32 protein-coding genes are annotated in these 25,622 nt (G+C 63.7%); 17 read left to right on the top strand and 15 right to left on the bottom strand.

The features are described from left to right. Positions 1-9 precede the first annotated feature (9 nt). From AB2B41_RS08640 to AB2B41_RS08630, 3 genes are read left to right on the top strand one after another with little or no spacing between them, the layout of a single operon-like run. Positions 10-888 (top strand): F0F1 ATP synthase subunit gamma, encoded by an 879-nt coding sequence (locus tag AB2B41_RS08640; RefSeq protein WP_367877374.1) that lies wholly within the window; start codon positions 10-12, stop codon positions 886-888. Positions 889-907: 19 nt separating this feature from the next. Next, positions 908-2,332, top strand: coding sequence for a F0F1 ATP synthase subunit beta (atpD, locus tag AB2B41_RS08635; protein ID WP_367877373.1), 1,425 nt, complete (start codon positions 908-910; stop codon positions 2,330-2,332). 14 nt (positions 2,333-2,346) lie between these two features. Continuing rightward, entirely contained in the window at positions 2,347-2,784 is a 438-nt protein-coding gene (locus AB2B41_RS08630; protein WP_367877372.1) for a F0F1 ATP synthase subunit epsilon, read from the top strand. Between the two features lie 101 nt (positions 2,785-2,885). Here AB2B41_RS08630 and AB2B41_RS08625 read toward each other — a convergent pair whose 3' ends face one another. Further along, on the bottom strand, positions 2,886-3,503 hold the full coding sequence (locus tag AB2B41_RS08625) for a winged helix-turn-helix transcriptional regulator (protein WP_367877371.1): 618 nt from the start codon (positions 3,501-3,503) through the stop codon (positions 2,886-2,888). 65 nt (positions 3,504-3,568) lie between these two features. Between AB2B41_RS08625 and AB2B41_RS08620 the strand changes: the two genes are divergently transcribed. From AB2B41_RS08620 to AB2B41_RS08600, 5 genes are all read left to right on the top strand, one after another. Then, the gene (locus AB2B41_RS08620; protein ID WP_367877370.1) at positions 3,569-4,282 is read left to right on the top strand and encodes a hypothetical protein; all 714 of its coding nucleotides are present in this window, start codon (positions 3,569-3,571) and stop codon (positions 4,280-4,282) included. Positions 4,283-4,398: 116 nt separating this feature from the next. Continuing rightward, entirely contained in the window at positions 4,399-4,758 is a 360-nt protein-coding gene (locus AB2B41_RS08615) for a hypothetical protein (RefSeq protein ID WP_367877369.1), read from the top strand. Between the two features lie 107 nt (positions 4,759-4,865). Next, positions 4,866-5,216, top strand: coding sequence for an H-type lectin domain-containing protein (locus tag AB2B41_RS08610; RefSeq protein WP_367877368.1), 351 nt, complete (start codon positions 4,866-4,868; stop codon positions 5,214-5,216). 124 nt (positions 5,217-5,340) lie between these two features. After that, a complete protein-coding gene (locus AB2B41_RS08605) occupies positions 5,341-5,739 on the top strand; it encodes a CidA/LrgA family protein (protein ID WP_367877367.1) in 399 nt (132 codons plus the stop codon). Beyond that, a complete protein-coding gene (locus tag AB2B41_RS08600; protein WP_367877366.1) occupies positions 5,682-6,404 on the top strand; it encodes an LrgB family protein in 723 nt (240 codons plus the stop codon). Before AB2B41_RS08605 ends, AB2B41_RS08600 begins: the two co-directional genes overlap by 58 nt. A 4-nt stretch (positions 6,405-6,408) precedes the next feature. Here AB2B41_RS08600 and AB2B41_RS08595 read toward each other — a convergent pair whose 3' ends face one another. Further along, positions 6,409-7,425, bottom strand: coding sequence for a ribose-phosphate pyrophosphokinase (locus AB2B41_RS08595; RefSeq protein WP_367877365.1), 1,017 nt, complete (start codon positions 7,423-7,425; stop codon positions 6,409-6,411). Between the two features lie 97 nt (positions 7,426-7,522). Here AB2B41_RS08595 and AB2B41_RS08590 point away from each other — a divergent pair, with 97 nt between their 5' ends. Then, the gene (locus AB2B41_RS08590; RefSeq protein WP_367877364.1) at positions 7,523-8,119 is read left to right on the top strand and encodes a 2-hydroxychromene-2-carboxylate isomerase; all 597 of its coding nucleotides are present in this window, start codon (positions 7,523-7,525) and stop codon (positions 8,117-8,119) included. After that, complete coding sequence (locus tag AB2B41_RS08585; RefSeq protein ID WP_367877363.1) at positions 8,116-8,910, top strand: alpha/beta fold hydrolase; 795 nt, start codon at positions 8,116-8,118, stop codon at positions 8,908-8,910. The genes AB2B41_RS08590 and AB2B41_RS08585 overlap by 4 nt, the downstream gene beginning before the upstream one ends. On the opposite strand, the gene AB2B41_RS08580 is transcribed toward AB2B41_RS08585, so the two are convergent. After that, a complete protein-coding gene (locus AB2B41_RS08580) occupies positions 8,905-9,405 on the bottom strand; it encodes a hypothetical protein (protein WP_367877362.1) in 501 nt (166 codons plus the stop codon). The two genes, AB2B41_RS08585 and AB2B41_RS08580, sit on opposite strands and share 6 nt — an antisense overlap. A gap of 303 nt (positions 9,406-9,708) precedes the next feature. On the opposite strand from AB2B41_RS08580, the gene AB2B41_RS08575 reads away from it, so the two are divergent. The 3 genes from AB2B41_RS08575 (at position 9,709) to AB2B41_RS08565 (ending at position 13,157) form a co-directional block, all read left to right on the top strand. Further along, positions 9,709-9,876, top strand: coding sequence for an alpha/beta fold hydrolase (locus AB2B41_RS08575; RefSeq protein ID WP_367877361.1), 168 nt, complete (start codon positions 9,709-9,711; stop codon positions 9,874-9,876). Positions 9,877-9,951: 75 nt separating this feature from the next. Continuing rightward, entirely contained in the window at positions 9,952-10,080 is a 129-nt protein-coding gene (locus AB2B41_RS08570; RefSeq protein WP_367877360.1) for a hypothetical protein, read from the top strand. A gap of 191 nt (positions 10,081-10,271) precedes the next feature. Continuing rightward, positions 10,272-13,157 (top strand): EAL domain-containing protein, encoded by a 2,886-nt coding sequence (locus AB2B41_RS08565; RefSeq protein ID WP_367877359.1) that lies wholly within the window; start codon positions 10,272-10,274, stop codon positions 13,155-13,157. 47 nt (positions 13,158-13,204) lie between these two features. On the opposite strand, the gene AB2B41_RS08560 is transcribed toward AB2B41_RS08565, so the two are convergent. The 6 genes from AB2B41_RS08560 to AB2B41_RS08535 form a co-directional block, all read right to left on the bottom strand. Then, positions 13,205-14,236, bottom strand: coding sequence for a threonine aldolase family protein (locus AB2B41_RS08560; RefSeq protein WP_367877358.1), 1,032 nt, complete (start codon positions 14,234-14,236; stop codon positions 13,205-13,207). Then, the gene (locus AB2B41_RS08555) at positions 14,236-14,706 is read right to left on the bottom strand and encodes a YcgN family cysteine cluster protein (RefSeq protein ID WP_367877357.1); all 471 of its coding nucleotides are present in this window, start codon (positions 14,704-14,706) and stop codon (positions 14,236-14,238) included. Before AB2B41_RS08555 ends, AB2B41_RS08560 begins: the two co-directional genes overlap by 1 nt. After that, a complete protein-coding gene (locus AB2B41_RS08550; protein WP_367877356.1) occupies positions 14,703-15,635 on the bottom strand; it encodes a bifunctional riboflavin kinase/FAD synthetase in 933 nt (310 codons plus the stop codon). The genes AB2B41_RS08555 and AB2B41_RS08550 overlap by 4 nt, the downstream gene beginning before the upstream one ends. 114 nt (positions 15,636-15,749) lie before the next feature. Continuing rightward, positions 15,750-16,193 (bottom strand): MaoC family dehydratase, encoded by a 444-nt coding sequence (locus AB2B41_RS08545; protein WP_367877355.1) that lies wholly within the window; start codon positions 16,191-16,193, stop codon positions 15,750-15,752. A gap of 90 nt (positions 16,194-16,283) precedes the next feature. Beyond that, positions 16,284-17,156 (bottom strand): TIGR01459 family HAD-type hydrolase, encoded by an 873-nt coding sequence (locus tag AB2B41_RS08540; RefSeq protein ID WP_367877354.1) that lies wholly within the window; start codon positions 17,154-17,156, stop codon positions 16,284-16,286. 70 nt (positions 17,157-17,226) lie between these two features. Then, positions 17,227-18,081: a crotonase/enoyl-CoA hydratase family protein gene (locus AB2B41_RS08535; RefSeq protein WP_367877353.1), complete on the bottom strand. Its 855-nt coding sequence runs from the start codon at positions 18,079-18,081 to the stop codon at positions 17,227-17,229. A 138-nt stretch (positions 18,082-18,219) separates the two neighbouring features. Between AB2B41_RS08535 and AB2B41_RS08530 the strand changes: the two genes are divergently transcribed. Next, on the top strand, positions 18,220-19,206 hold the full coding sequence (locus AB2B41_RS08530) for an aldo/keto reductase (protein ID WP_367877352.1): 987 nt from the start codon (positions 18,220-18,222) through the stop codon (positions 19,204-19,206). 5 nt (positions 19,207-19,211) lie between these two features. On the opposite strand, the gene AB2B41_RS08525 is transcribed toward AB2B41_RS08530, so the two are convergent. Then, entirely contained in the window at positions 19,212-19,433 is a 222-nt protein-coding gene (locus AB2B41_RS08525) for a helix-turn-helix domain-containing protein (RefSeq protein ID WP_367877351.1), read from the bottom strand. A gap of 1 nt (position 19,434) precedes the next feature. After that, on the bottom strand, positions 19,435-19,974 hold the full coding sequence (locus tag AB2B41_RS08520; protein WP_367877350.1) for a hypothetical protein: 540 nt from the start codon (positions 19,972-19,974) through the stop codon (positions 19,435-19,437). Positions 19,975-20,083: 109 nt separating this feature from the next. Here AB2B41_RS08520 and AB2B41_RS08515 point away from each other — a divergent pair, with 109 nt between their 5' ends. Beyond that, positions 20,084-20,629 (top strand): hypothetical protein, encoded by a 546-nt coding sequence (locus tag AB2B41_RS08515; RefSeq protein WP_367877349.1) that lies wholly within the window; start codon positions 20,084-20,086, stop codon positions 20,627-20,629. A 57-nt stretch (positions 20,630-20,686) separates the two neighbouring features. Here the strand turns inward: AB2B41_RS08515 and AB2B41_RS08510 are convergent, their stop codons facing one another. From AB2B41_RS08510 to AB2B41_RS08500, 3 genes are all read right to left on the bottom strand, one after another. Then, a complete protein-coding gene (locus tag AB2B41_RS08510; protein ID WP_367877348.1) occupies positions 20,687-21,307 on the bottom strand; it encodes a class I SAM-dependent methyltransferase in 621 nt (206 codons plus the stop codon). A gap of 121 nt (positions 21,308-21,428) precedes the next feature. Next, entirely contained in the window at positions 21,429-22,349 is a 921-nt protein-coding gene (locus AB2B41_RS08505) for a manganese-dependent inorganic pyrophosphatase (protein WP_367877347.1), read from the bottom strand. 75 nt (positions 22,350-22,424) lie between these two features. Next, the gene (locus tag AB2B41_RS08500; RefSeq protein WP_367877346.1) at positions 22,425-22,778 is read right to left on the bottom strand and encodes an MmcQ/YjbR family DNA-binding protein; all 354 of its coding nucleotides are present in this window, start codon (positions 22,776-22,778) and stop codon (positions 22,425-22,427) included. 52 nt (positions 22,779-22,830) lie between these two features. Here AB2B41_RS08500 and AB2B41_RS08495 point away from each other — a divergent pair, with 52 nt between their 5' ends. Continuing rightward, entirely contained in the window at positions 22,831-23,511 is a 681-nt protein-coding gene (locus AB2B41_RS08495) for a DUF2161 domain-containing phosphodiesterase (protein WP_367877345.1), read from the top strand. Here the strand turns inward: AB2B41_RS08495 and AB2B41_RS08490 are convergent. Beyond that, positions 23,445-25,061, bottom strand: a complete 1,617-nt coding sequence (locus tag AB2B41_RS08490) for a Hint domain-containing protein (RefSeq protein ID WP_367877344.1) — start codon at positions 25,059-25,061, stop codon at positions 23,445-23,447. The two genes, AB2B41_RS08495 and AB2B41_RS08490, sit on opposite strands and share 67 nt — an antisense overlap. A gap of 234 nt (positions 25,062-25,295) precedes the next feature. Here AB2B41_RS08490 and AB2B41_RS08485 point away from each other — a divergent pair, with 234 nt between their 5' ends. Then, entirely contained in the window at positions 25,296-25,583 is a 288-nt protein-coding gene (locus AB2B41_RS08485) for a co-chaperone GroES (protein ID WP_367877343.1), read from the top strand. The last annotated feature ends 39 nt before the right edge of the window (positions 25,584-25,622 follow it).

Here is a 25,622-nt window from a genome sequence, read left to right as displayed (position 1 = left end):
GATAAGGCAATGCCAAGTCTCAAGGACCTTAAAAACAGGATCTCGTCGGTCAAATCGACCCGCAAGATCACCAAGGCCATGCAGATGGTCGCCGCGGCGAAGCTACGCCGCGCGCAGGAAGCTGCCGAAATGGCACGCCCCTATGCCGAACGGTTCAATGCCGTGATGGCGGGGCTTGCCGCGTCGGTTGGCGGTTCGGACAGCGCGCCCAAGCTGCTGTCCGGCACCGGGTCGGACGACGTGCACCTGCTCGTCGTCATGACCTCTGAACGCGGTCTCTGCGGCGGCTTCAACACGAACATCGTGAAAAAGGCCAAGACCATGGCGCGCGAATTGCTCGCCAAGGGCAAGACGGTGAAAATCCTCACCGTCGGCAAAAAGGGCCGCGACCAGCTCAAGCGCGATTACGGCGATCACCTGACCGGCCATATCGACATGTCGAACGTCAAGCGCCTCGGCTACGCCGATGCGCAGGGCATCGCCAAGAACATCCTCGGTCGCTTCGACGCGGGCGAATTCGACGTCTGCACGCTGTTCTACTCGGACTTCGTCAACGTCGTCAGCCAGGTGCCCCAGGCCAAGCAGATCATCCCCGCAACGTTCGACGAGGATGCTCAGGGCGACGATGCGAACACGCTCTTCGACTACGAGCCCAGCGAAGAGGCGATCCTCGCCGACCTGCTGCCGCGCGGTGTCGCCACGGCGATCTTCTCGGGCCTGCTGGAAAACGCAGCCTCCGAGCAGGGCGCACGGATGTCCGCGATGGACAACGCCACCCGCAACGCGGGCGAGATGATCGAGAACCTGACCATCGAATTCAACCGCTCGCGTCAGGCCGTCATCACGAACGAGCTGATCGAAATCATTTCCGGCGCGGAAGCGCTGTAGACAAAACCGGAGAAACGACATGGCAAACGCAGTCGGCAAAATCACGCAGGTCATCGGCGCCGTCGTTGACGTGCAGTTCGAAGATCACCTGCCGGAGATTCTGAACGCCCTTCACACCCCCAACCAGGGCAAGACGCTGGTGCTCGAAGTGGCCCAGCACCTCGGTGAAAACACCGTCCGCGCCATCGCGATGGACGCCACCGAAGGCCTCGTGCGCGGTGCCAAGGTGGAAGACACCGGCGCGCCCATCGCCGTGCCCGTGGGCAAGGCGACCCTGGGCCGCATCCTGAACGTCACGGGCGAGCCCGTCGACGAAAAGGGCCCGGTCGAGACCGACGAAACCCGCCCGATCCACGGCGACGCCCCGGCCTTCGAGGCACAGTCGACCGAGACCGAGATCCTCACCACCGGCATCAAGGTCATCGACCTTCTGGCCCCCTACACCAAGGGCGGCAAGATCGGCCTCTTCGGCGGTGCCGGCGTGGGCAAGACGGTTCTCATCATGGAACTGATCAACAACATCGCCAAAGTGCACTCGGGTCTGTCCGTGTTCGCCGGTGTGGGCGAGCGGACCCGTGAGGGCAACGACCTTTACCACGAGATGATCGAATCCGGCGTTATCGTCCCCGACAACCTGTCGGAGTCCAAGATTTCGCTGGTCTACGGCCAGATGAACGAGCCTCCCGGTGCCCGTATGCGCGTGGCCCTGTCCGGCCTGACCCTGGCGGAGCAATTCCGCGACGAATCCGGCGCAGACGTGCTGTTCTTCGTGGACAACATCTTCCGCTTCACCCAGGCCGGTTCCGAGGTGTCCGCTCTCTTGGGTCGTATCCCCTCCGCTGTGGGCTACCAGCCGACACTGGCCACCGACATGGGCGCTATGCAGGAACGCATCTCCTCGACCAAGAACGGTTCGATCACCTCCGTGCAGGCCGTCTACGTGCCTGCGGACGACCTGACCGACCCCGCGCCTGCAACGTCCTTTGCGCACCTCGACGCGACGACCGTTCTGGACCGTGCGATCTCGGAAAAGGGCATCTACCCGGCCGTGGACCCGCTGGGTTCCACCTCCCGCCTTCTTGATCCGCTGGTCATCGGCGAAGAGCACTACAAGGTCGCCACCGACGTGCAGCAGGTGCTTCAGCGCTACAAGTCGCTGCAGGACATCATCGCGATCCTCGGCATGGACGAACTGTCGGAAGAGGACAAGCTCACCGTGGCCCGCGCCCGCAAGATCGAGCGTTTCCTCAGCCAGCCCTTCGACGTGGCCAAGGTCTTCACCGGCTCCGATGGTGTGCAGGTCCCGCTCGAGGACACGATCGCATCGTTCAAGGCGGTTGTGGCCGGCGAATACGACCACCTGCCCGAGGCAGCCTTCTACATGGTCGGCGGCATCGACGAAGTGAAAGCGAAAGCCGAAAAGCTGGCAGCGGAAGCCGCCTGATAGGAGCCTGATCCATGGCAGACACGATGCAATTCGATCTGGTGTCGCCCGAGCGGCGGCTGGCCTCGATGCAGGTCACATCCGTCCAGATCCCCGGTGCCGATGGCGACTTGACGGCGATGGCGGCCCACGCGCCCACCATCACCACCCTGCGCCCCGGCGTGCTGACGGCCGAAGGGCCCGAAGGCACCGAGGATTTCGTGGTCACGGGCGGCTTTGCCGAGATCCGCGCCGACGGCGTGTCGGTCCTGGCCGAGCGCGCGCTGCCCAAGGGCGACATGACCCAGGAACACCTCGACGAGATGATCGAAGAGGCGCAGGCCGCCTATTCCAAGGCGAAAGAGGTCTTCGAGAACGAGCCGGGCCCGGTTGACGACGCGGCCAAGCTGTTGGCGGACATGGTCGCCATGGGCACCCACATCGGGCTGGACCCCAAGGCAGCCAACCTCTGATCTGGGTTCACTGAACACGAAAAAGGCCCCGCAATCGCGGGGCCTTTTTTGTTGCAGGACGGGTCCGCGCCAGATCGTTGACCCTCCGGCATTGCGGGCGATCAGCGAGGGGTCTCCCGTCTCAGACAGGCATCGAAGGCAAGGGCGGTCTCCCGCCGTCCGGAGACTTTCACCGCCCTCCCGTCAATCAATACCTGCAGCGGAATGCTCGCCATGATCCAGCGGGCCAGCCCACCATTCACCTGCGCCAGACGAACCTCCGCGGCCCCTTGCGACGCCTCGATAGCAAGGCCGCTCTCCGTCCCCAGGACAAGGTACGTGCCGCTCTCAAAGTCCAGAGCGATGCTTCCGATCCAGCCGCCGCGATACCGCCGCTTGAGGTTGAGCACCATGTTCCGCGTCTGAACGGTTTCATCCGGTGCGGGCGGAAAGTCGAGGTAGGCACTCCCGAACTCCGCGAGCGCCAGAACCACGGGCTCCACGCGACGTCCCGCCGGGGTCAGCGCATAGCCCCCGTCCTCCTTCGATACCAGCCCCGCTGCGACAAGGTCCCTGAGCCGCTTGGCCAGCAGGTTCGTGGTGATCCCGGGCAGCCCCTCAAGCAGGTCCTTGTAGCGGCACGGACCGACCAGCAGATCGCGCAGAATCAACAGCGTCCAGCGCTCCCCCAGCAGGTCGAGCGCATAGGCGGCACCGCAGAACTGCTTGTATTGCTTCATCTTCTCGAACTTTACTTTTTAATAGTTTCCGCAGCATACTATCAAAAAGTAAAGTGGACAACGCCATGATCACCCCCGCGCCCCTGGGCCTCTTCCTCGCCGTCATCCTTGGGCTCGTTCTGGCCTTGATCCTCGTCTTCGCGCGTGCCTTCCCGGAAAACCGGACACGGGTCACCCTTGCCCTGCTGTGCTGGATCGCGCTCACGGGGGCGCTGCCCGTCGCTTTTGCCGCGGCTGGCCTCCCGGCCACCGCGCAATTCGCGTCCTTTGCTGCGACGCTGCTGCTTGTCATGGCCCTTGCCGTCACGGGCACCGGCGCAAGGGTCGTCCAGGCAAACGGTCTCGCGCTGCTCGCGGCAATCCAGTGCTTTCGCCTGCCGCTCGAAATCGTGCTGATCCGGTGGTACGAGGCGGGTTTCATGCCCCTGCAGATGACATGGCGGGGCGACAACCTCGACATCCTCACCGGCTGCCTCGCCCTGCCTGCGGCGCTTCTCATCGCGCGCGACATCCGCCCGCGTGCCGTCGCATTTGCTTTCAATGCGCTCGGTCTCGCGATGCTGCTGCGGATCATCTGGATCGTCGCATTGTCCAGCCCCACACCGCTGCGCGCGCTGCTCGGCGGCTACGAGGGCGGACCGGACGTCCTTGTCGGGCTCTATTTCCCTTCCGTCTGGATTGCCTCGGTCGGTGTCGCTAGCGCCATGTTCTTGCACCTAACCTCGCTCGCGCATCTGCTGCGCAGCCGCCAGACCCGCCCGGCCCCTGTCCAAAGCTGACAGGCCGACGCTCAGGCAGGCGGAACGGCTCGGGTCCCCGATATCGCCCCCTTTGCGCCCGACTATCGTCATCGCGGGCCGGTAACACTTTCGCGATCCAACCGGAGGAACCGCGCATGAAGGCACGCTTTATCATCTTCGCGTTCGCGCTGCCCACGGCCGCCACGGCCCAATCCTACAGCGAAAGCATGGCCGACTGCGCGTCCTTTTACCAGAACGCCGCGCAATGGGTCCGCACCGACGAAAAGGCGGAGCAGATCATGGCAAACACCCGCAAATGGCACGCCGCTGCAGTCACACAGGCCCGCGCCGAGGGCCGCCCCGTGACGGCAGACGCCATGTGGGACAAGATCAACGCCAAGACCGACGCTTGGGAGGCGAAAGGCCTCGGGTTCGCTTTCACCCAGGAATTCCGCGACTGGGCCAGCTACTGCCGCAAGTTCGCGAAACACACCGGCGTTGACCTCACTTTCTGAAACGCCCCCGGTTCAGGCAGCTCCCCGCTCAATCCAAGCCTTCCAACCCCCGCATATGTCAGGTATCCCCGTCAGGTAGCAATGACCGAGGCGAGACACCCGCGCGCATGCAGAAACTCAGAAGCCATACCGTCGGCATCGACAGCGGTGACGTGATGCTGTTCACCGACTACGAGAACGATGGCGACATGTGGACCGGGCGGGGCCAGCGCGAGCGCCGCCGCCACATCAAGTTCGCCGAGGAATTCAAGAGCCCGCCCACGGTTCAGCTCTCCCCCTCGCTCTGGGACATGGACGCCACCACCATCATGCGCGCCGACATCACGGCCGAGGCGGTGACGCGCGCGGGTTTCGACATGGTCTTCCGCACATGGGGCGACAGCCGCGTCGCCCGCATCCGCATCGCCTGGATGGCCATCGGAGAGATGTCCGAACTCGACGATTGGGACGTGGTGTAGGGCAGGGTTCACCCCGCCTGACCTCGCTCCCGTAAGGTGGGGTTCACCCCACCTTACCCCCGACCCCATTGAGCTTGCCCCCCCAAGCTGCCACTCTCCCTCCAATCCACTCCGGAGGCCCCCCATGCTTGGCTACCTGACCGTTATCCTACTCTGCCAGCTCGCCGGAGAGGTCATCGTCGGTACCCTTTCACTCCCCATCCCCGGCCCGGTCCTCGGCATGGTGCTGCTCTTCCTCCTGCTCCTCGCGCGCGGCGAGGTCCCCGAGGCGCTTGACCAGGTCTCCACCGGCCTCCTCCGCTCCATGTCGCTCCTCTTCGTCCCCGCAGGCACAGGCGTCATCCTGCATTTCAAACTGCTGGGCGAGGCGCTCCTGCCTCTCGGCCTGTCCCTCGTCGTCAGCACCATCGCCACCATCGCTGTCACAGCACTCCTGATGCGCTGGCTGGGCAGGGGGGGCTCCCGATGGATAGCCTTCAGGAAACCTGGGTCTACCTCAGCGCCTCGCCGCTCTTTCACCTGACGCTGACGCTGGTGGCCTTCCAGTCGGCCAACTGGCTCTTCGAGCGAGCGGGCCGCAATCCGCTTCTGAACCCCGTGCTCGGGGCGACCATCGTCGTTGTCGCGGTTCTGCTGATCACCGGCACCGACTACGGCACCTATTTCGAGGGTGCGCAATTCGTCCACTTCCTGCTCGGCCCCGCCACCGTGGCGCTTGCCGTGCCGCTCTACCGGCAATGGCACCGCGTCCGCCAATCGGCACTGGCCATCACGGTCAGCCTGCTTGCAGGGTCGATCACTGCTATCCTCACGGCCGTCGCCTGGGCGCTCGGCGGATCGACAGAAATCCTGCTCTCCGTCGCGCCCAAGTCGGCCACCGCGCCCGTCGCCATGGGCATCGCCGAGGAACTGGGCGGCCTGCCGTCGCTTACGGCGGTGCTGGTGATCGTCACGGGTATCTTCGGCGCGATGTTCGGCCCGCTGGTCCTGAACCTGATCGGCGTGAAAGACTGGCGCGCCCGCGGCCTCGCCATCGGCACGGCCAGCCACGGGATCGGCACCGCCCGCGCGTTACAGGTCAACGAAACCGCCGGGGCGGTCTCGGGCCTCGCCATGGGTCTCAACGCGCTGGCAACGGCACTCCTGCTGCCCGTCCTCTGGGGCCTGCTGTCGCGCTTTTTCCTCTAAGGTCTCAGACCTTGTACATCCCGTCGTAGATTGGCTCCAGCGTCTCCGCCTCGAAAAGCGACGACACCGACGTTCCGTTCCAGATATTCAGGATCGCCTGTGCAAAGATCGGCGCGGTGGGCACCACGCGGATATTGGGCGCGTTCTTGATCGCCTCCGTGGGGGCGATCGTGTCGGTGATCACCAGCGACTTCATCACCGATTTCGTCACCCGGTCCACCGCCGGGCCCGACATCACCCCATGGGTGATGTAGGAATGCACTTCCTTGGCCCCGTTCTCCAACAGCACCTCGGCCGCCTTGCACAGCGTCCCGGCGGTGTCACAGATGTCGTCCACGATCAGGCAGGTCTTGCCCGTCACGTCCCCGATCACCGTCATCTCGGCCACTTCACCGGGCTTCTCGCGCCGCTTGTCCACGATGGCCAGCGGCGAATTGATCCGCTTGGCCAGTTCCCGCGCCCGCGCCACGCCGCCCACGTCCGGGCTGACGATCATCAACTCGCCCATCCGCTCCTTGAAGTGGCTCTTGATATCCAGCGCAAAGACCGGCGAGGCATAGAGGTTGTCCACTGGAATATCGAAGAACCCCTGTATCTGCGCGGCATGCAGGTCCATCGTTAGCACCCGCTCGATCCCCGTGCCCACCAGCATGTTGGCGACCAGCTTGGCCGTGATCGGCGTGCGCGCCTTGGTCCGCCGGTCCTGCCGGGCGTAACCAAAATAGGGCAGCACCGCCGTCACCCGCGCCGCCGAGGACCGGCGCAGCGCATCGGCCATGATCAGCAGCTCCATCAGGTTGTCATTGGCGGGGTTCGAGGTGCTCTGGATGATGAACATATCCTCGCCGCGCACGTTCTCGAAGACCTCGACGAAAATCTCCCCGTCGTTGAACCGCTCAACCCGCGTATCGACCAGCCCCACGTTGACGCCCCGGTGCAGTGACATGCGGCGGGCTATCGCCTTGGCCAAAGGCATGTTCGCATTGCCGGAGATCAACTTTGGCTCGGAAGTTAACGGCATGGGGAAAGTCTCCGGTTAGCAGCGGGATATGACAGATTCGTGACGTTGAACCCCGCTTAGCACGCAGCTACGGTGCGGCAAAGCCAAGGAGGTCCATATGCCCCAGATCGACTACTTTTTCGCGACACTCTCACCCTATTGCTACCTTGCCGGGACACGGCTGGAAGTGGTCGCCGAAAAACACGGCGCCACGATCAATTACAAGCCCTTCGACATCATCGCCGCCTTCTCACGGACCGGTGGCACGCCCCCCAAGGACCGCCACCCCAGCCGCCAGGAATACCGCGCGCAGGAACTGACGCGGCAAGCGAAAAAGCTCGGAATGAAATTCAATCTCCAGCCCGCCCACTGGCCCACCAACGGCGCTCCCGCCGCCTATGCCTTCATCGCCGCGCAGAACGCGGGCGGCGGCGATCTGGGGAAGCTTGCCCATGTCATCACCCGCTCCGTCTGGGCCGACGAAAAGGACATCGCGCAGGATGACGTCATCCGCGCCTGCCTGACCGAGACAGGCTTCGACCCCGCGCTTGCCGACAGCGGCCTTTTGCAAGGGGCCGAAACCTACGCCGCCAACCTCGAAGAGGCGGTCGAACGCGGCGTTTTCGGCGCGCCCTTCTATTTCGTCGACGATCAGCGCTTCTGGGGTCAGGACCGTATCGCCGACCTCGACCTTTACCTCTCGGGCAAACTGTGAGGGCGCAGCCGGGCTTCACGCCCCATGTCACGACCTTCGGCAAGGGCCCGCGCCCCGCGCTGGCGCTCCATTGCACCATGGCCTTCGGCGGCGCGTGGAAGGGCTTTGCCCAGGCGCTGCCCGACCTCACCATCACCGCCCCCGACATGCCCAGCCACGGCCGCAGCGCCGACTGGGACGAGGTGAGCGATTTCGCCGACACGGTCTTTCAGGCCTCGCTATCTGTCATGGGTGACGAACCGATGGACGTCATCGGCCATTCCTTCGGTGCCGCCACCGCCCTGCGCCTTGCCGTCAAGCATCCCGCGCGCATCCGCAGCCTCACGGTGATCGAACCGGTCTTCTTCGCCATAGCCCTTGCCGACCGCCCCGAAACCCTTGCCCAGCACGACCGCGACGCCCAACCCTTTCGCGATGCCATCGCCGCCGGCGATTACGAAACCGCCGCCCGCACCTTCAACCGCCAATGGAGCGCCGATGCGCCCAAGTGGCACGACATGCCCGAACGCACCCGCGCCGCCATGACCCGCGCCATCCACGTGGTCCCCGACACCCACGCCTTCCTCTACGACGATACCGCGGGCCTCCTCGCCCCCGGTGCGCTTGACGCCTGCACCATCCCCACGGTCGTCATGCGCGGCGAGCACGCACATTCTGCCATCATCGCCACCAACGACGGCCTCGCCGCGCGCATGCCGAACGCCGTGCAATCGGTAATCGAAGGGGCAGGGCACATGGCCCCGATCACTCATCCTGCAGAGGTAGCCGCGGCGATCCGCAGGATTTTATGATAGTGGAACCATCTGCTGCGCAGCGTATACCGCGGCGGCAGCAACCAGTGTGCCCACCATATGGCCGAAATGGGCATAGCGACGCGGGACCATGAACCACCCCGGCGCACCGATGCACAGAACCGCAAAGCCGGTCCCAAGACCCTCCGCAAGGTGTTGCCCGCGGATCATGTCGTCCGTCGCGCCTTGCCAGATCGCATTCCCAAGTGCAGCGACATAGAGCACGCCAAGAACGAACCAGTAATAAGACCCCAAATTGCCCAGCACGACGGCCCGAAGCTTGCGGTGAAATGCCTGCAGTTCACCGGTGCGAACATATTGCACGGCCCAGACCACAAGTGTCAGAAATACCGCGCCGATAGTATATGCGATCAGCAATGACAGGGCTTGCGGCCAGTCTCCAGTGTCCAGAAAGATCAAGGCCGCGAAGCCGAGTACCCAAAGCAGGAAACCGATGGCAACCGCCCGCCACAGCCAAAGCAGAACTTCCTGCAACCTGCTCCGCATGTCCGATGTCCCGCCCCTGACCATACGGCTCAGCGCGATGTCATCGGTTGGACCGTCAAGGGACGGCGTGGCGGATGGGTGGGTCATTTCGGTCCTCAAGGTTGCTTCGACCGACGGGTACTAAAGCATTGCGGCAAGTGTCGGCCCAACTTCGGGCAAGACCATGTCAATCGCCGTAAGACACTCCGCCCCTTCCACGGTCTTACCGATACTGATGCCCTTATCGGCGACGAGACCGCGGATTGCCCCGCACCTTGTGACTTCGACGCGTGCAGGTTCCTGACGGTTCTGTTGCGCAGCAGATCCACCGCCCCTGCCATCATCGCCACCAACGACGGTCTCGCCGCGCGCATGCCCGACGCCGTGCAATCGGTGATCGAAGGGGCAGGGCACATGGCCCCGATCACCCACCCAAAACCGGTGGCAGAGGTGGTGCGGGAACTGCTGGAGCGAAGCTGAGGGACCTCGGACAGCACAGCGCTTGCCGATGCCTTCGGCGCAATTCCCCTGACGCCCGCCAAGGTTGGGTGATGCATGGAATTTGCCTACCCGCTCGCCGTCGGTACCGTTTCTCGGCATCGCCGGGGCCAGCAGAACCTGATGACCTGCGGAGGCGAGGTCTCGCATCGGATCAATTTCCGGCTTTCCCTTGTCAACGCTTGACGCAGAACCGTCGGCAGACGCAGGGGTGGAAAGAAGCCAGCAAGCGGGCGGCCAACACGCCGTTGTCCCGCCATCCCGCGGGACCGGTCCTCGCCTGCGGCAGTCGGTTCTGACCCAAAGGTTTTCTTCCGCCGTTCGCCCAATCGTAACGATCTCTTCCTAGGGTCCGTCCAAGTTCGATGAGCATGCCGATGAGCTTGGAAAACATATTGCAGAATTTCCTTTCCCTCACGCAGGACGCGGTGGCTGCTGGCTATCGCGCGAAGGGGGACGACACCGCACGGCTCGTCTACGTGAACCAGGGTTTCGTGGACGTCTTCGGATACACGCTCGAAGATGTGGTCAACCATCCCGCCTCGATCCTTCACGACCACGATGACTGGCGCGATTTCGTGGAAAAGATCGCACCGCAAATCGCTGCAGGGCTCCCACGGTTCCAGTCGGAGGCCCGCAACAGACGCGCGGACGGGTCGAAATTCTGGGCCAGCATCTCATTGATGTACGCTGATTACGACGAAGACGGCGGACGCTACAGCGCTGCTGTCTATCGCGATATCTCCGAACTCGTGCAGCAGCGCACGAACGCGGAGGCCGCGCAGACCCGCCTTCTGGATGCGATCAACGCCTATCCCGATCCTTTCGCGATCTACCAAACCGATGGCACGCTAAGCATCTGCAACTCGGCCTATGCGGCCGTCTCCTCCAAAGACCCGCAGAAGATACGGCCGGGCATGACCTACCGCGAGATCGTCAGCATCACGCTGGACGACGGGCTGCAACTGGAACCGCCCGAGGGCCGGAAAGCTTATTTCGAAAGGACGGAGAACGAGGCCCGCGCAGGCATTGACGTGGTCGATCTCGAGCTGCCCGGGGACAGGCATCATCGCGTCATGCGCAATGTCTCCGAGTCCGGAAACATCATCGTCCAGCGCGTCGATATCACCGAACTCGTCCGGCAGCGCCGCGCCGCCGAAGAGGCGCAGAACCGGCTGTTGTCCGCCATAAACGCATACCCCGACCCCTTCGTGATCTACGATCGCGACATGCGCCTCGTGACCTGCAACACGGCCTACCGAGAATCCATGTCGACCAACCCCGAAGCGATCAGGCCCGGCATGCACGTGGGTGAGGTCCTCAACCACGCGATGGATTGCGGGTTGATCCCGGAGCCACCCGAGGGGCGGGAGGCCTATGTGAACGGAATAATCGAGGACGCTCTGAAGGGCAAAAGGGCCGTCGACATCGAATTCGCAGGCGACACCCATAACCGGGTGCTGCGCAGCATCACCGAAAACGAGGACTACGTTTCCATCAGTGTCGATATCACTGAACTCGTCCGCCAACGCCACACCGCCGAGGCCGCGCAGAAACGGTTGATGTCCGCGATCAACGCCAATCCCGCGCCATTCTGCATCTACGAACCGAACGGCACGCTTGTCGCTCATAACCGGGCCTACGCTCTCGACTTCTGCAAGGATCCGTCGAGGATCAGGGCAGGCATGAAACTTGATGAGGTCATGCGCGTTGCCCTCGAAAATCGCGTGTTTCCCGACGCGATCGGTCGGGAGGAAGAATGGCTGGCCAATATGATGGCCAACAAGCGCACTGTCGCACCGGTGGAGGATATCAGACTCTCTGGTGACCGCATCCACCGCACCTTCCGCTCGCACTCCGATGACGGCGACCTCATCATCATGCGGATCGACATGACCGAGCAGATGCGCCAGCGCAAGGCACTCGAGGAACACGCCGAGCAACTTGAACGCGCGAATGACGAGATCACCTACAAGGCCTTTCACGACGAACTGACCGGCCTTGGCAATCGCCGTTACCTGATCGACGAATTCGAGAAGTTTCGCCAGAAACGCGAAGCAGACGGTGGAGAACTGGCCGTGCTGCACATCGACCTCGACCGTTTCAAACAGATCAATGATACCATGGGCCACGCGGCCGGTGATCACGTCCTGAAAGAGGTCGCAGAGCGCATACGCGGCCGTGTGCGGCCCGATGACGTGGTGGCACGGATCGGCGGCGACGAATTCGTCATCCTGATCTGGCAGCCCGAACTGACGGAACGACCTCTCGCACTCGCCGCGACCCTGGTCAACGATATGTTCAGACCCTGCAGTTTCCAGGACCGCGAGTGCCGCTTCGGCGCATCGGCAGGCCTCGCCTGCACCCCCCTTGCGGAGGTCGAGGATTTGCTGACCTCATCCGACATCGCGCTTTACAAGGCGAAACGCGGCGGCCGGGGACAGGTGGGCGTGTTCGATGCGCAGGACGTGGAAGAGATGCTCAGGACCAAGGCCATGGCCGACGACATTCTGCGGGGCATCGAATCCTCGGAATTCGTTCCATACTATCAGCCGCAGATCGACGCGAGCAGCGGCCAGGTTGTCGGCATCGAGGCGCTGGCCAGGTGGGAGCATCCCGACAAAGGCATTGTTCCGCCATCGGAATTCCTTTCCGTTGCGGCGGACCTGAACGTCGTCTCCGATATCGATAGCCTGATCTTCGAAAAAGCGATTGCCGAATGCAGTGAATTGTTTTCCGGCAGTGACATCATTCCTAGTCTCTCCTTCAACGTCAGCGCCAACCGCGTGATCGAGGGCGCTTACGAGAACATTGCCCGACACGTGTCGCAATACCCCGGCGAGATTGCTTTTGAGCTGCTCGAGACGATCTTTCTCGAAGAGCAGGACGATGTGTTCCTTTTCCAGCTCGACCGGTTGCGCGATCTTGGCATTTCCATCGAGGTGGACGATTTCGGTAGTGGACGTGCCTCCATTGTGGCCTTGCAGCGCATCGCGCCGGATCGGCTCAAGATCGACGGGCGCCTCGTCATGCCAATCGCGGAGAGCACGAGCGCCGCGCGGTTGGTCAAGTCGATCATCGAGATTGGCAATGCCCTTTCCATTCCGGTCGTCGCCGAGGGTGTTGAAACCGCCGAACACGCGCGCATCCTCGCGGAACTCGGGGCGGATCGACTGCAGGGCTATCATTTCTCGAAGCCGCTGAGCGGTTCGAGGCTGCGGGACTACCTGTTCGGCAGCCTGCGTCAGGCTTGCTCCAACTGACGACCAAGCGCGCCGGATAAACGCCGGATCAAAGTCTTATGCCTCTTTCAGAAATGCCCCAGAAAGGCGTCGATCTGATCCCGCCCGATCGACCAGTCGCAGACCAGCCTGCACGAGATCATCTCCTCCTCCGGCCCCTCCAGCCCGCCATGCCGCGCATAGCGTGAACCGGCCTCGGCAAGCGTTCGGTGGATGCGCCGGGGGAAGTTGACGTAAAGCATGTTTGCCTGCGGCTCATGCAGGAATTGCACGCCCTTCGCCCTCAGGCCTTCAATCAAGTATCCCGCGTTTTCATTGGCTTGTTGGGCAATATCTTTGAAAGCATCGTGCTCAAGATACCCCGCCATCTGCGCCGACAGGTAGCGGTGCTTTGAAAACAGATGCCCCGCCCGCTTGCGCCGCAGCTCGAACTCCCATGCCTTGGAAGGATCAAAGAAAACAACGGCTTCGACACCCATGCAGCCGTTCTTGGTGCCGCCAAAACTGACGACGTCGACGCCCGCCTTCCACGTCATCTCGGCCGCCGTGCACCCCAGGCTCACCATCGCATTCGCAAATCGCGCCCCGTCCAGATGCACCGGCAAATCATAGCGCTTCGCCACCGCGCTGAGCGCCTTCAGTTCGTCCAACGCATAGACCGTCCCCCGTTCCGTGACTGAGGTCACCGACACCGGCCCGCGCTGCGCGGAATGCACGTCGCCCTGCGGCGTCTCAGCGATTGCTGCCTCCAGCCCTTCGGGCGTGATCTTGTCGCCCGTGTCGATCAGTTTCAGCTGCGCGCCGCCGGTGTAGAACACCGGGGCGTTGCACTCATCCACTTGAATATGCGCGATTTTCGAGCAGTAGATCGTCTGCCACGGCTGCGTGTAACACGCGAGCGCCAGCACGTTTGCCGCCGTCCCTGTGGCCACCAGATAGACCGCCGCATCGGGGGCCTCGAACACCCGGCGGATGCCCGCGCGGACCTCGTCCATCAGGTCGTCATTGCCATAGGCCATCTGGTGTCCGCTGTTAGCGGCGATGACCCTGTCCATCACCTTTGGGTGCACCGGGCCGGAATTGTCGGAGGCGAAAAACATCACTCAGGCTCCTCGATCACGTAGTCTTCCCATTCCTCGAAAGGCGTGTCGAACTCCGACACGGTCTGCCCCCGGACCGAGATACCCGCCTCATGGACGGTTTCGGCCGTGCCGCTGATCAACGGATGCCAGTCGGGCAGGGGTTTTCCCTGCCACAACAAGCGGTAAGCGCAGGTCTTGGGCAGCCAATAGGCATGGTCTGCGATGGTGTCGGGGCGCAGCACGATGCAGTCCGGCACGAAGGTATGGCGGTTCTCGTAATGCGTACAGCGGCAGGTCGAATCGTCCAGCAGGCGGCAGGCGACGCGGGTCAGGACCACGACGCCGCTGTCCTCGTCCTCCAGCTTGTTTAGACAGCATTTCCCGCAGCCGTCGCACAGCGCCTCCCATTCCTTGGGGGACATCTTTGCCAGCGGCTTCTTCTCCCAGAACCGCGGGCGCAGCCCGTCGCGGGTGATCGAATCGGTCATAGCGCCGCCAGGATCGCGCGGGCCTCGGCGCTGTCCGCGTCCATCTGGGTGATCAACGCGTCGATGCTGTCGAATTTCTCTTCGCCCCGCAGGTGGTCGATCAGCGCGACCGACAGGTCGGCGCCATAGAGATCACCTTTGAAATCAAAGATATAGGTCTCAAGATTGGCCTTGTTTTCCCCGAACATCGGACGCACGCCGAGGCTGGCGACGCCGTGATAGCTGCCCTTGTGCGGCCCGTCGAGCACGTCCACCAGCACCGCGTAGACCCCGAAGGCGGGCTGGTGCAGCCCGTCGATGGACATGTTCGCCGTGGGATAGCCCAGCTCGCGCCCACGCTGCTCGCCGGTGATCACCGGCCCGTCGATCCGGTGCCAGTGGCCCAGCATATCCTTGGCCAGACGCGGATTGCCCTCGCTCAGCGCCGCGCGGATTGCGGTAGAGGACACCGTCTGTTCCCCCTTGACCATCAACGGTGCGATGGTGACGCCAAAACCGTACTTGTCGCCAAAGGCGGCAAGGTCCTCCGCCGTCCCCGCGCGGCCCTTGCCGAAGCAGAAATCGGCCCCGATGACCACGTGGCTCAGGCCAAGCCCCTGATGGATCACGTCGCGGGCGAAAGCCTCGGGCGAGAGCGTGGCCATCTGGGCGTTGAAGCTGAGTTCATAGAGCTTTTCGACGCCCAATTTCTCGAGCCGGTGCGCACGGGCTTCGGCGCTCATCAGGCGGAAGGGCGGGGCGTCGGGGGCAAAGAATTCACGGGGATGCGGCTCGAAGGTGACGACGCCCAAGGGGGCCTCGGGGGCCGCGTCGCGCGCGAGGTTGATCACCGTCATGTGGCCCCGGTGCACACCGTCGAAATTGCCGATGGCGGCGGTGGCCCCCCGGTCCTCGGCACTGACGAATTGATAATCCCGGATGATCCGCATGGCCTCTGCGTAGCGGCGCGCGGGGGGAGAGACAAGCAGCGAACGCGGACAGAGAGGCCAAAACAATCACGCGCGGTCCGAGGGGCCGCGCGCTTCATGTGAATCCTTTGAGGATCAGTCGAACTTGCGGGACGGTGCCAGCACGGTCGCCTCACCGATCAGAACCTTCTTGCCGTCAACCGAGCAGTGGCAGTCCATCTTCACCCGGCGCTTGGAAAACTCGATATCTGTCACTTTCACCTCGGCATAGACCAGATCGCCGGGGCGGACGGGCGCGAGGAACTTGAGCGACTGGCCCATGTAGACGGTGCCATGGCCCGGAAGCTGTTCACCGATCACGGCAGAGATCAGGCCGGCGGTCAGCATGCCGTGGGCGATGCGGCCCTGAAAGATCGTGTCCTGCGCGTAATCGTCGTCGAGGTGCACCGGGTTATGGTCGGTCGAGATCTTGGCGAACATCTCGATATCCTCGTCGGTGATCACCTTCTGAAGATAGCGGGACATGCCGATTTCGATGTCTTCGATGCAGATCGTGCCGCGCGGTAGATTGTCCAACATGTGCCATCCTCTGGGTAATAAAATGCCATCTAGCAGGCGAAAGTTGTAACTTAATTACTTCGCAGGCGCAGAAAGGCAAGTAAAAAATCACTACCTGAGGAAACCGATCGTGTAGGTGGGTGAGGACATTTCCTTTTCCAGGTAGGCACTTAGCGAATCCGGGTCCGGTTGACGTTGCGTTTTTGTCTCACTGGCGGCGAGGCCACCGGAGATGAAAAGGGAATCGATATCCTCTCCCATGGCGCCCTTGATGTCCGTCAGCACCCCGTCGCCGATGCAGAGAATCCTGTCATCGGGCACGTCCGCCCCCAGCGCAAAGAGCCTGCGGCGCGCCAGATCGTATATCGGCGGATGCGGTTTGCCGAAGTAGAGGCTCTCGCCGCCCATCTCGGTATAAAGCCGGGCCAGCGCGCCCGCGCACCATTCGCGCTGTTCGCCCCGGTCGACGACGATATCGGGATTGGCGCAAAGCAGCTTCAGGCCCTTCTGCTTGGCATAGAGGAACTGCGGGCGCATGACGGATGGATCGGCATGCGGGTCCTCGGGACCGCAGCAGACGATGCCTTCGGCCTGATCCAGCGGAACCTGTTCGATATCCACCGGGTCCTGGATGAGGTGCAGGGGGTCAAAGAAATTCTGGTCATGCGGCTGGCCGACGAACCAGACCTTGCTGCCGACCGTGCCCCGGAACATCGCGGCGCGCGCACTGTCGCCGGACGTGGCGATGGCATCCCAGCTGTCTTCGGGGACGTCGAAGGTGAGAAGCTGTTTGCGCACGCCAGCATGCGGGCGGGGGGCGTTGGTGACGAGGATGACCTTGCCACCGCCTGCGCGGTACTTTTGCAGTGCGCTGACGGCCTCGGGAAACGCGGTCACCCCGTTGTGCACGCAGCCCCAGAGATCGACGAACAGCGCGTCGTAGCGCTCGGCAATCTCGGACAGGGATTCGATGATCTGGGACATGGGATGCTCCGGCATTGTTTGGGGCAGGCTTAGGGGATCATAGGGAAAGATGGAACCGCCTGCGCGCCCGTCAATCGCTGTTGCCGGGGATCTGGCGGTTGCGCGTCCAGTCGAACTTGCCCTCATCGCGTTCTTGCACGGCCTGTTTCCAGCCGACTGCTTCGCTGCGAGCCTTGAAATTCAGCCCCTCCGGCGAGTGCCGCGTAATGCCGTCGAAAACGGTGGCGAGGCGCTGGGTCTGGGTCAGCGTCGCCTCCATGGTCTGGTTGATGACCATCTTGTGCATGGCCAACTGGTTGACCGGCACGCTCGCCATGCGCGCGGCGAGCGCATCGACCTCCGCATCAAGCTGATCGGCGGGCACGGATTTCAGGACAAGCCCCATCTCGGCGGCTTCGGTCCCGGTGATCTTGTCTCCGGTGAACATCATGCGCTTGGCCTTTTCCGGACCCAGCCGGTAGACCCACATCGCCGTGGTCGGACAACCCCAGACGCGGGCCGGCATGTAGCCGATCTGCGCATCCTCGGCCATCACGACCAGATCGCAGCACAGCGCGATGTCGGAGCCTCCGGCAACGGCGAAGCCGTGGACCTTGCAGATCACCGGTTTATGGGCACGAAAGAGCGACATGAAGGCCTGCGTGTTGGCCCACATGAACTGGTAGTCCTGCATCGGGTCCCAGGGCATCGGCTGCGTGATCTTGTTGTCCGGGTCAGCGGCGTAGTGGGCCAGGTCGTAGCCCGCGCAGAAGGCCTGGCCCGCGCCTTGCAGGATCATCACGTGCACCTCGGGGTCCGCGTCGGCGCGCTGCACGGCGGCTTCCAGATCGCGGGGCATGTCGTCGTTGATGGCGTTCATGACCTCGGGGCGGTTGAGGGTGAGGCGGGCGATGCGGCCCTCGCGGGCATAGGTGACGGTGGACATGGGGTTCTCCGGTTTTAGCGGAGCCTACGCGAAGGCACCTGCGGGGCGCCAGCGGTTCCGGTGCAGCGCGGGGCCTTGCCATCCGGCGCGTCGCGGGGTTTTCTGGCGCGGTTGTGCAGTGCGCGAGGGGAGATCACCATGAAAACCACACGCATGGGTCCGGACGGCCCGGAGGTTTCGCAATTCGGCATCGGCGCGATGTCCTTCGCCGGCATCTACGGCGATGCGACGGTCGAGGAAAGCCACGCCGTGCTCGACGCCTGCCGCGCGGCGGGGGCGGTGCATATCGACACGTCGAACGTCTATGGCAACGGGCGTTCTGAGGAGATCATCGGCGCGTGGTTCGCCAAGACACCGGGCGCGCGGGACGAAATGCACCTGGCGACCAAGGCCGGGATCACGCGCGGCGGAGAGCGGCGGTTCAACAACGATCCGGAGTATCTGGAAGAGCGCCTTGATGGGAGCCTCAAGCGGTTGGGCGTCGAGTGCGTCGACCTCTTCTATATCCACCGGTATGACCGGACGCATACGCCGGAGGAGGTGGCCGGCAGCCTCAAGCGGCTGATCGAGAAGGGCAAGACGCGGGCGGTCGGGTTCTCCGAGATCGCGCCCTCGACCCTGAGGCGGGCCTTTGCGGAATGCCCCATCGCGGCGGTGCAGTCGGAGTATTCGCTATCCACCCGCGCGCCTGAGCTGGGGATGGTACAGGCTTGCGCGGAGCTGGGCACGACGCTGGTGGCCTTTTCGCCGGTGGGGCGGTCGCTGCTGACGGATGCGCCCTTCAGCTATGAGCGGGGGCAGAGCCATGCCTTCCTCGCCAGCAACCCGCGCTTCATGCAGCCAAACTACGACGCCAATATCGCCGCGACGGACCGCTTCCGCGCGCTGGCCGCCGAGATGGGGGAGCCCGCGGCGGCGCTGGCGATTGCCTGGTGCATCGCAAAGGGCTCGCTGCCCATTCCCGGCACCAAGAACACCGCGCATCTGAAGGAATTGCTGCGGGGGGCGGAGATTGATCTGACACCCGAGGATATTGCCCGGATCGAGGCGGTGCTGCCCGTGGGCTGGGCGCATGGAGACCGCTATAATGCCACGCAATGGGAAGGGCCGGAGCGGTATTGCTAGGTCCGTCAGGCTTCCGCATCGCCCTCCGGCAGGAATTCCAGCAGATCGCCGGGCTGGCAATCGAGCGCCGCGCAGATCGCGTTGAGTGTCGAGAACCGCAGGCCGCGCGCCTTGCCAGAGCGCAGGATGGAGAGGTTCTGTTCGGAGATGCCGATCTGTGCGGCCAGTTCCCGCGAGGTCATCTTGCGTTGCGCCAGTGCGACGTCGAGCCGGACGACGATGGCCATGTCAGATCACCTCGCGGTGGTCTTGCCAGAGCGCGGCCCCGAGGGCGAAGGCATGCGACGTAAAGCCCGCAAGCAGGGCGGCCAGCAGGGTCGTGATCTGTCCGGTCCCGATGGAAATCGCCAATGTTCGGGTGCCGACCGGGTAGTGCCAGGTGGTGATCACCGACGCGAGTGCGTGGGCGATCATGCCCCACAGAAGCATGGCCCAGAGAAACCATGCAAGACGCCGGGCCGCCGCGCTGGCGGCGACTGCGTCGGCGAGCAGCAATCCTTGGAAGACGGTGCGCGCCTGCCATACCACCGCGATCCAGACGCCGATCTGGGCCAGCAGCAAGCCCCCGAGGGCCGCGCCCTGTAGCGACGCCAGACCGTCGTCATAACCTGCGGCGCGGGCGAGCCAGCGCCCCGCGCCTGCCGGGTCAAGCATCAGCCACCACAAGACAAAGATCCCTGCTGCGATCAGGAGGACAAGTAGGGCCGACAGGATCCGCCGCAGAACATCGGCGGAGCGCAGGAATGCGTCAGTTTCCAAGGTCATCATGTTTTGATCCTATTACTTAATGAAAAATATTAATATATGAACTTTACTCAATCATTAATGGAGGTCAATGGCGATGTTGAGGTGTCTTGTTCTATTTACCGTTCTAGCGATGCTCTTATCTGCCTGCGGCAGTATCGGCCCATCAGGGCTGGCCGCACTGGCGCGGCTCGATCCATTGAATTCCCCCGCCGGGTCGCTTGCGGTTGCTATCAGCGTACCTGAAAACCTGTTGCTGTCGGACGGCGATGCGGCGCTGACGCTGGCCTTTTCCCCGCACGACAAGGCACAGGCAGCACCGGTTTCCACAACGCTGCCGCTGACCATTCGAACGGGTGCCGACGCACCCTTGGCGCGCTCGGCGGGCCGGAAGGTTTATGTGCTGGGCCTGAGCGTGGGAGATGCGGCTCGCTTCAGGAGGACCCAGGCGACGATCCGGTCACTTAGAGAAAATGCTGTGCATGGGCAGGGGAGCCTTCAGGTGTCGGTGACGGGTGGATGTCTGATCCGTCCGTTGGGCGAGGCCTTGCCGGTCGCAACCTGTTTGCGCCCTGATCCCTCGGCAGCTTTCATTCCGCTGACGCGGGAGACGGACCTATTCGATGTGCTCAATACGACAGAGGCCAGAGCACTTCGGGCGCGCCTGGGATCCTGCTGAGCGATCCGGTGGCCGGAACGCCGCGAGAGGCACCGGGCCGCGAAAGCTGACGGCGGCTCAGGCCAGACGCCGGAACAGGCTGAACTGGAAGGACTGCGCGCTGCCCCAGGGGGTTTCGTGCCGGATCGCGCGGTCGGCCAGCCGGGTGTAGCCGGGGCCAAGCCTTTCGCTCAGGCTGTCGGGGCTGTAGCGCATCACGGGCAGGCCGCTGCATGTCTCGGGGCCATCGGGGGCGAAAGTGGCGATGATCGCGTGACCGCCGGAGCCGAGGGCCCTCTTCATCCGTGCGAGGTAGGCCTCCTGATCTGCGGTTACGGTCAGAAAGTGGAACACCGCGCGATCGTGCCAGATGTCATAAGTGCGTGTCGGGGTCCAACGGGTAATGTCGGCCACGGTCCATGTGATCCTTGCCGCGTTTCCGCCCATTGCCTCCCGTGCCTTTTCGAGCGCAACCCGCGAGATATCGAGCACGGTGATATCCTTCAGGCCCTTGTCGACGAGTTGTGCCGCGAGGGGAGATCTGCCGCCGCCGATGTCGATGACGGATGTTGCGGGGGTGATGCCCGCCAGCGTGCAGAGTTTGACGGAGGCGGTTGGATCGTCCTGGTGCCAGCTGAGCTGGCTTTGGGATTTTTCGGAATAGACGGTGTCCCAGTGATCCTTGCCGCGATCTTGCACTGCAGTCCCTCTCCTGGCCTGGGGCAAGGTTAGCCGACAAGACACCGATGAGCCAAGGGTGCAGGAGGCCTGCACCTTACAGGGTTGCGCCCGTAAGGTGCGGCTGTGGCGCACCCTCGTTTTACATCGTCAGGCTCGGGATGATCTGCTTTTTGCGGCTCATGATGCCGGGCAGGACCACCGTGTCGCCCGTCACCGCGGCGCCGAAGCTTTTCTCGGCGATGGTCTTTACCGTGTCGTTCGGCACCAGCAGCGTAGCTTCCTCCTTGAGGATGTCGACGATGAAGAGCAGCACTTCCGCCGCACCGTCCGCCTTGGCCACGCCGGGCATGGCGGCCATCAAGGCATCCTTGCGCTCCAGCAGCGGGGCGGGCGAGGTGGTTTCCAGAACGCTGACGCGCAGGCCGGTGCCCTCGAGGTCGAATTCCTTGCTGTCCATGCGCAGCAGCTCTTCTTCGGAGAAGGCGGAGACGTCGGATTTCGCGGCGAACATCTTTTCCGCGTATTCCGTGATGTTCACCCCCAGTTCCTCGGCGATGGAATGGGCGATGGCACGGTCTTCCTGCGTCGTGGTGGGCGAGCGGAATTCCAGCGTGTCGGACAGGATGCAGGACAGCGCCGCGCCCTTAATCTCACGCGGGGTCTGGGCCCAGTCCTTGCCGATCTTTTTCCACATGATCGTGGCGGTGCAGGCAAGCGGCTGAATGTCGATCTCGATGGGGCCGCGGGTCTCAAGGCCTGCCACCAGGCGGTGATGGTCGATAATGCCGGTGATGTTGGCGTCGTTGATGCCCGCAGGCAGTTCGGCGGGGTTGTTGGTGTCCACGATCACGACGTCGGTGTCGGCGGGCAGGTCGGTGATGATCTCGGGCTTGTCGAGGTTCCAATGATCCAGCACGAAAAGCGCCTCGGTATTGGGCTCGCCCAGCAGGACGGGCTTGGCGTCGATACCCTTGATGTTGTTGAGGTACCAGGCCCAGACGATGGGGCTGCCGGTGCTGTCGGTGTCGGGGGATTTATGGCCGAAAACGAGGGTGGTCATGGGCTCGGTCCTTGTGTCGGAATGCGATTTGCGCGCCTTATAGGAGTGCTGCCCGGCAATGTCACGACCCGGCGGTCACAAGCCCAGTTCGGCGCGCTTTTTCCTTGTCAGCGCCTCGATGGCCATGTCGTAGGAGGCGCGGATGTGGTCCCTGAGGCTGTCGTCGGGAAGGCCCGGTTTGTCGTAGTGCTGTATCCATTTCAGACCGCGTGAGGCCATGTAGGGCGCCGGTCGCAGGCCGGGGCTGTCCGAAAGCACCTCGAAGGCGAGCCGCGTGGTCTTGAATGTCACGGTGGCCCCGGTGTCGGCCATGCCGATCACGGCGAAGACCTTGCCGCCCACCTTGTAGACATCGGCATTGCCCCATTGGACCAGGTGGGTGGCATGGGGCAGGGCGGCGCAGAAACGGTTTAGCTCATCCCGGATCATGGGGGCAGCCTAGTGGCTTGGAGCTTGCGCGCAAATGGGCAATCATGCGGCCATGACGAAACCGCGTGAAACGGACATCTACCCCCCGATCAAGGGCTTTCTCGAGGATCAGGGCTATGTCGTGAAGGCAGAGGTCGGCGCGGCGGACGTCGTTGCGGTCCGGGGCGCCGAGCCGCCGGTGATCGTAGAGCTGAAGACGGGCTTCTCGCTGTCGCTGTTTCACCAGTGCATTGCCCGGCAGGCGGTCAGCGATGACGTCTATCTGGCCGTGCCACGCCAGACGGGCAAACGTTTTTCCCGGGCTGTCAAGGAAAACAAGGCGCTGGCGCGGCGTCTGGGGCTTGGGCTGATCACCGTGCGGCTGAGTGACGGTCTGGTCGAGGTGCATTGCGATCCGGGGACCTACGCCCCGCGCAAATCTGCAAAGCGGCAGGGCCAGCTTTTGCGGGAGTTTGCCCGGCGGCAGGGCGATCCCAACGATGGCGGCCAGACGCGGGCCGGGCTGGTCACCGCCTACCGGCAGGACGCGCTAAAGATCGCGGTCTATCTCTTCGAGGTGGGGGCGAGCAAAGGCGCGGATGCCAAGCGGGAGACCGGGGTCGTCCATGCGACACGGATGATGCGGGACAATCACTACGGCTGGTTCGAGAAGGTCGAGAAGGGCGTCTACGGGATCACGCCCGCAGGGGCCGATGCGGTCAGGACGGCGGGGCGGGTGCTTGGGGCAGACTGAGCGTCGAGGCGGCCGAGGTCGTTGGGACCCAACGGGGCGCGGCGCAGGTCGGCGCGGGTCAGCAGGCGCCGGCAGCGGTCCCCATGGGGTGGCAGGTCCGCGCTACCGCTGGACATTGTCGCGAGGTTCGCGCCGAGGTCGCCAGGGGCGTGATAGAAGGTTTCGGTCCAGACACCTTCGACCTCGACCAGCGCGTGTCGGGCGAGGACGAGATGGATGTAGGTGATCGCGTTCGGCCGGTTCATCTGTATCCGCGCACCCTTGCACCAGTCCAGCACATGCGCCGCGCGCACCAGCGCGCTGCCGCCCCGGGCGGCGAAGGCGTGCTGGCGCGAGACATGCATGCGCGCCCATGGCAGGCCGTCGCCGAAGGCGCCCGCTTCGATCACCACGGGCCTCAGGGCGGCTCGGATGCGCAGGCTTTGCGGCGCGAACCGGCGGCGCAGGAGGAACCGCACCGGCTGGTTGCCGTGATCGGCGGTCGTGACAAGGTCGCCGGGTTTCAGCGTGCCGATGGGGCGCAGGCCCGAGGGGGTGCGGATGCGGAGGCGGGGTGTGAAGCACGCCGGATTGAACTGGGCGGGTGCGCCGTTCTGCGGGGGAATGTATTCGGCATCGGTCAGCAGCTGGTTTCTGAGATCGCCTTCGCCGTCGGGCTCGGTGCCAGGCACGAAGTTGAGGGTCAGTGAATCGGAGGAATTGCCGACGAAGGTCAGCCGCCAGGTGTCGGCGTCGATCTGGGTGAAAACGACATCGCCTTCGGGCGTCTCGCCGATGTAGACGAAATCGTTTTCGCCGTCGAAATTGAAGGCGGTGTCGTGGCCCTGACCGGGCTCGAAGCGTACCACGTCGCTGTCGGTGTCGGCAGGATCGTCGACACCCCCGCCATCGGTGCGCGCCATGTAGAAGCTGTCGTCCCCCGTGCCGCCGTCGAAGTAATCGTCGCCCGAGCCGCCGTCGAGACTGTCCGCCCCGTCCCCGCCGTAGAGCGCGTCGTCGCCCGCGTGCCCGGACAGCACGTCGGCGCCGCCGTCGCCATGGATCGTGTCGTTGCCCGCGCGCCCGATCACCGTGTCGGCGTCCGCGCCGCCGCGCAGGCTGTCGTCGTCGCTGCCGCCGTCGACCCAGTCCTGCCCCGCGCCGCCGTCCATCGTATCGGCCCCGGTCTCGCCGAAAAGCTGGTCGGCGCCGTCGTTCCCCTCGACCGAGTCGTTGCCGCTGCCGCCCTCGATGGTGTCGTTGCCCAGGCCGCCGGTCAGCGTATCGTCGTCGTTCTCGCCGTCGATGAAGTCGTGGCCCTCGCCGCCGTCGATGGTGTCGCGCCCGTCGTAGCCAAGGAGCGTATCTTCCCCGGCGTTGCCCTCGATGCTGTCGTCGCCGGTCCAGCCGTCGACGTAGTCTGCACCGTCGCCACCACGCACGGTGTCGCGGCCAGCGCCGCTCTCGATGATGTCGTTCCCGCCGTTGCCGGAAATGGAATCGTCATTGTCGCCGGTCGTGATCGTATCGCTACCGGTCGAGCCGTTGACCGTGGCCATCGTCTTCTCCACACACCCCTGCGATAGGATGCGAACCTGGCTGCAAGGGCGCGAAGGCCGGGTTAAGAAACCCGTCCGGTGGCCGGAAAAATGCCTCGGATTTTTCCTGTCTGCGCTGTTGACAGATTGCCGCATGGCCCTTAGCTAGACGCCGTTAGCACTCAGGCAGAGTGAGTGCTAACGCCTGATCGGCCCGCTAAAGGGCAGCAGGCTGGGAGTAACTTGGAGCCTTAAGGAGCTGCAAAGATGGCATTGAAACCGCTTCATGACCGTGTGCTGGTCAAGCGCACAGAAAGCGAAGAGAAAACCGCCGGTGGATTGATCATCCCTGATTCCGCCAAGGAAAAGCCCTCCGAGGGTGAAGTCGTGGCTTGCGGCGAGGGCGCGCGCAAGGACAGCGGCGAACTGATCGAAATGGCCGTCAAGCCGGGCGATCGCATCCTGTTCGGCAAGTGGTCCGGCACCGAAGTGACCATCGACGGGCAGGAAATGCTGATGATGAAGGAAAGCGACATCATGGGGATCCTGTCCTGATCCGCAGGACGGCCCTGACAGTCGCGCAACATCAATTCG

Source organism: Sulfitobacter sediminis, from assembly GCF_040811725.1.
Taxonomy (GTDB): domain Bacteria; phylum Pseudomonadota; class Alphaproteobacteria; order Rhodobacterales; family Rhodobacteraceae; genus Sulfitobacter; species Sulfitobacter sediminis.
This window is presented reverse-complemented; position numbering and strand designations above follow the sequence as displayed.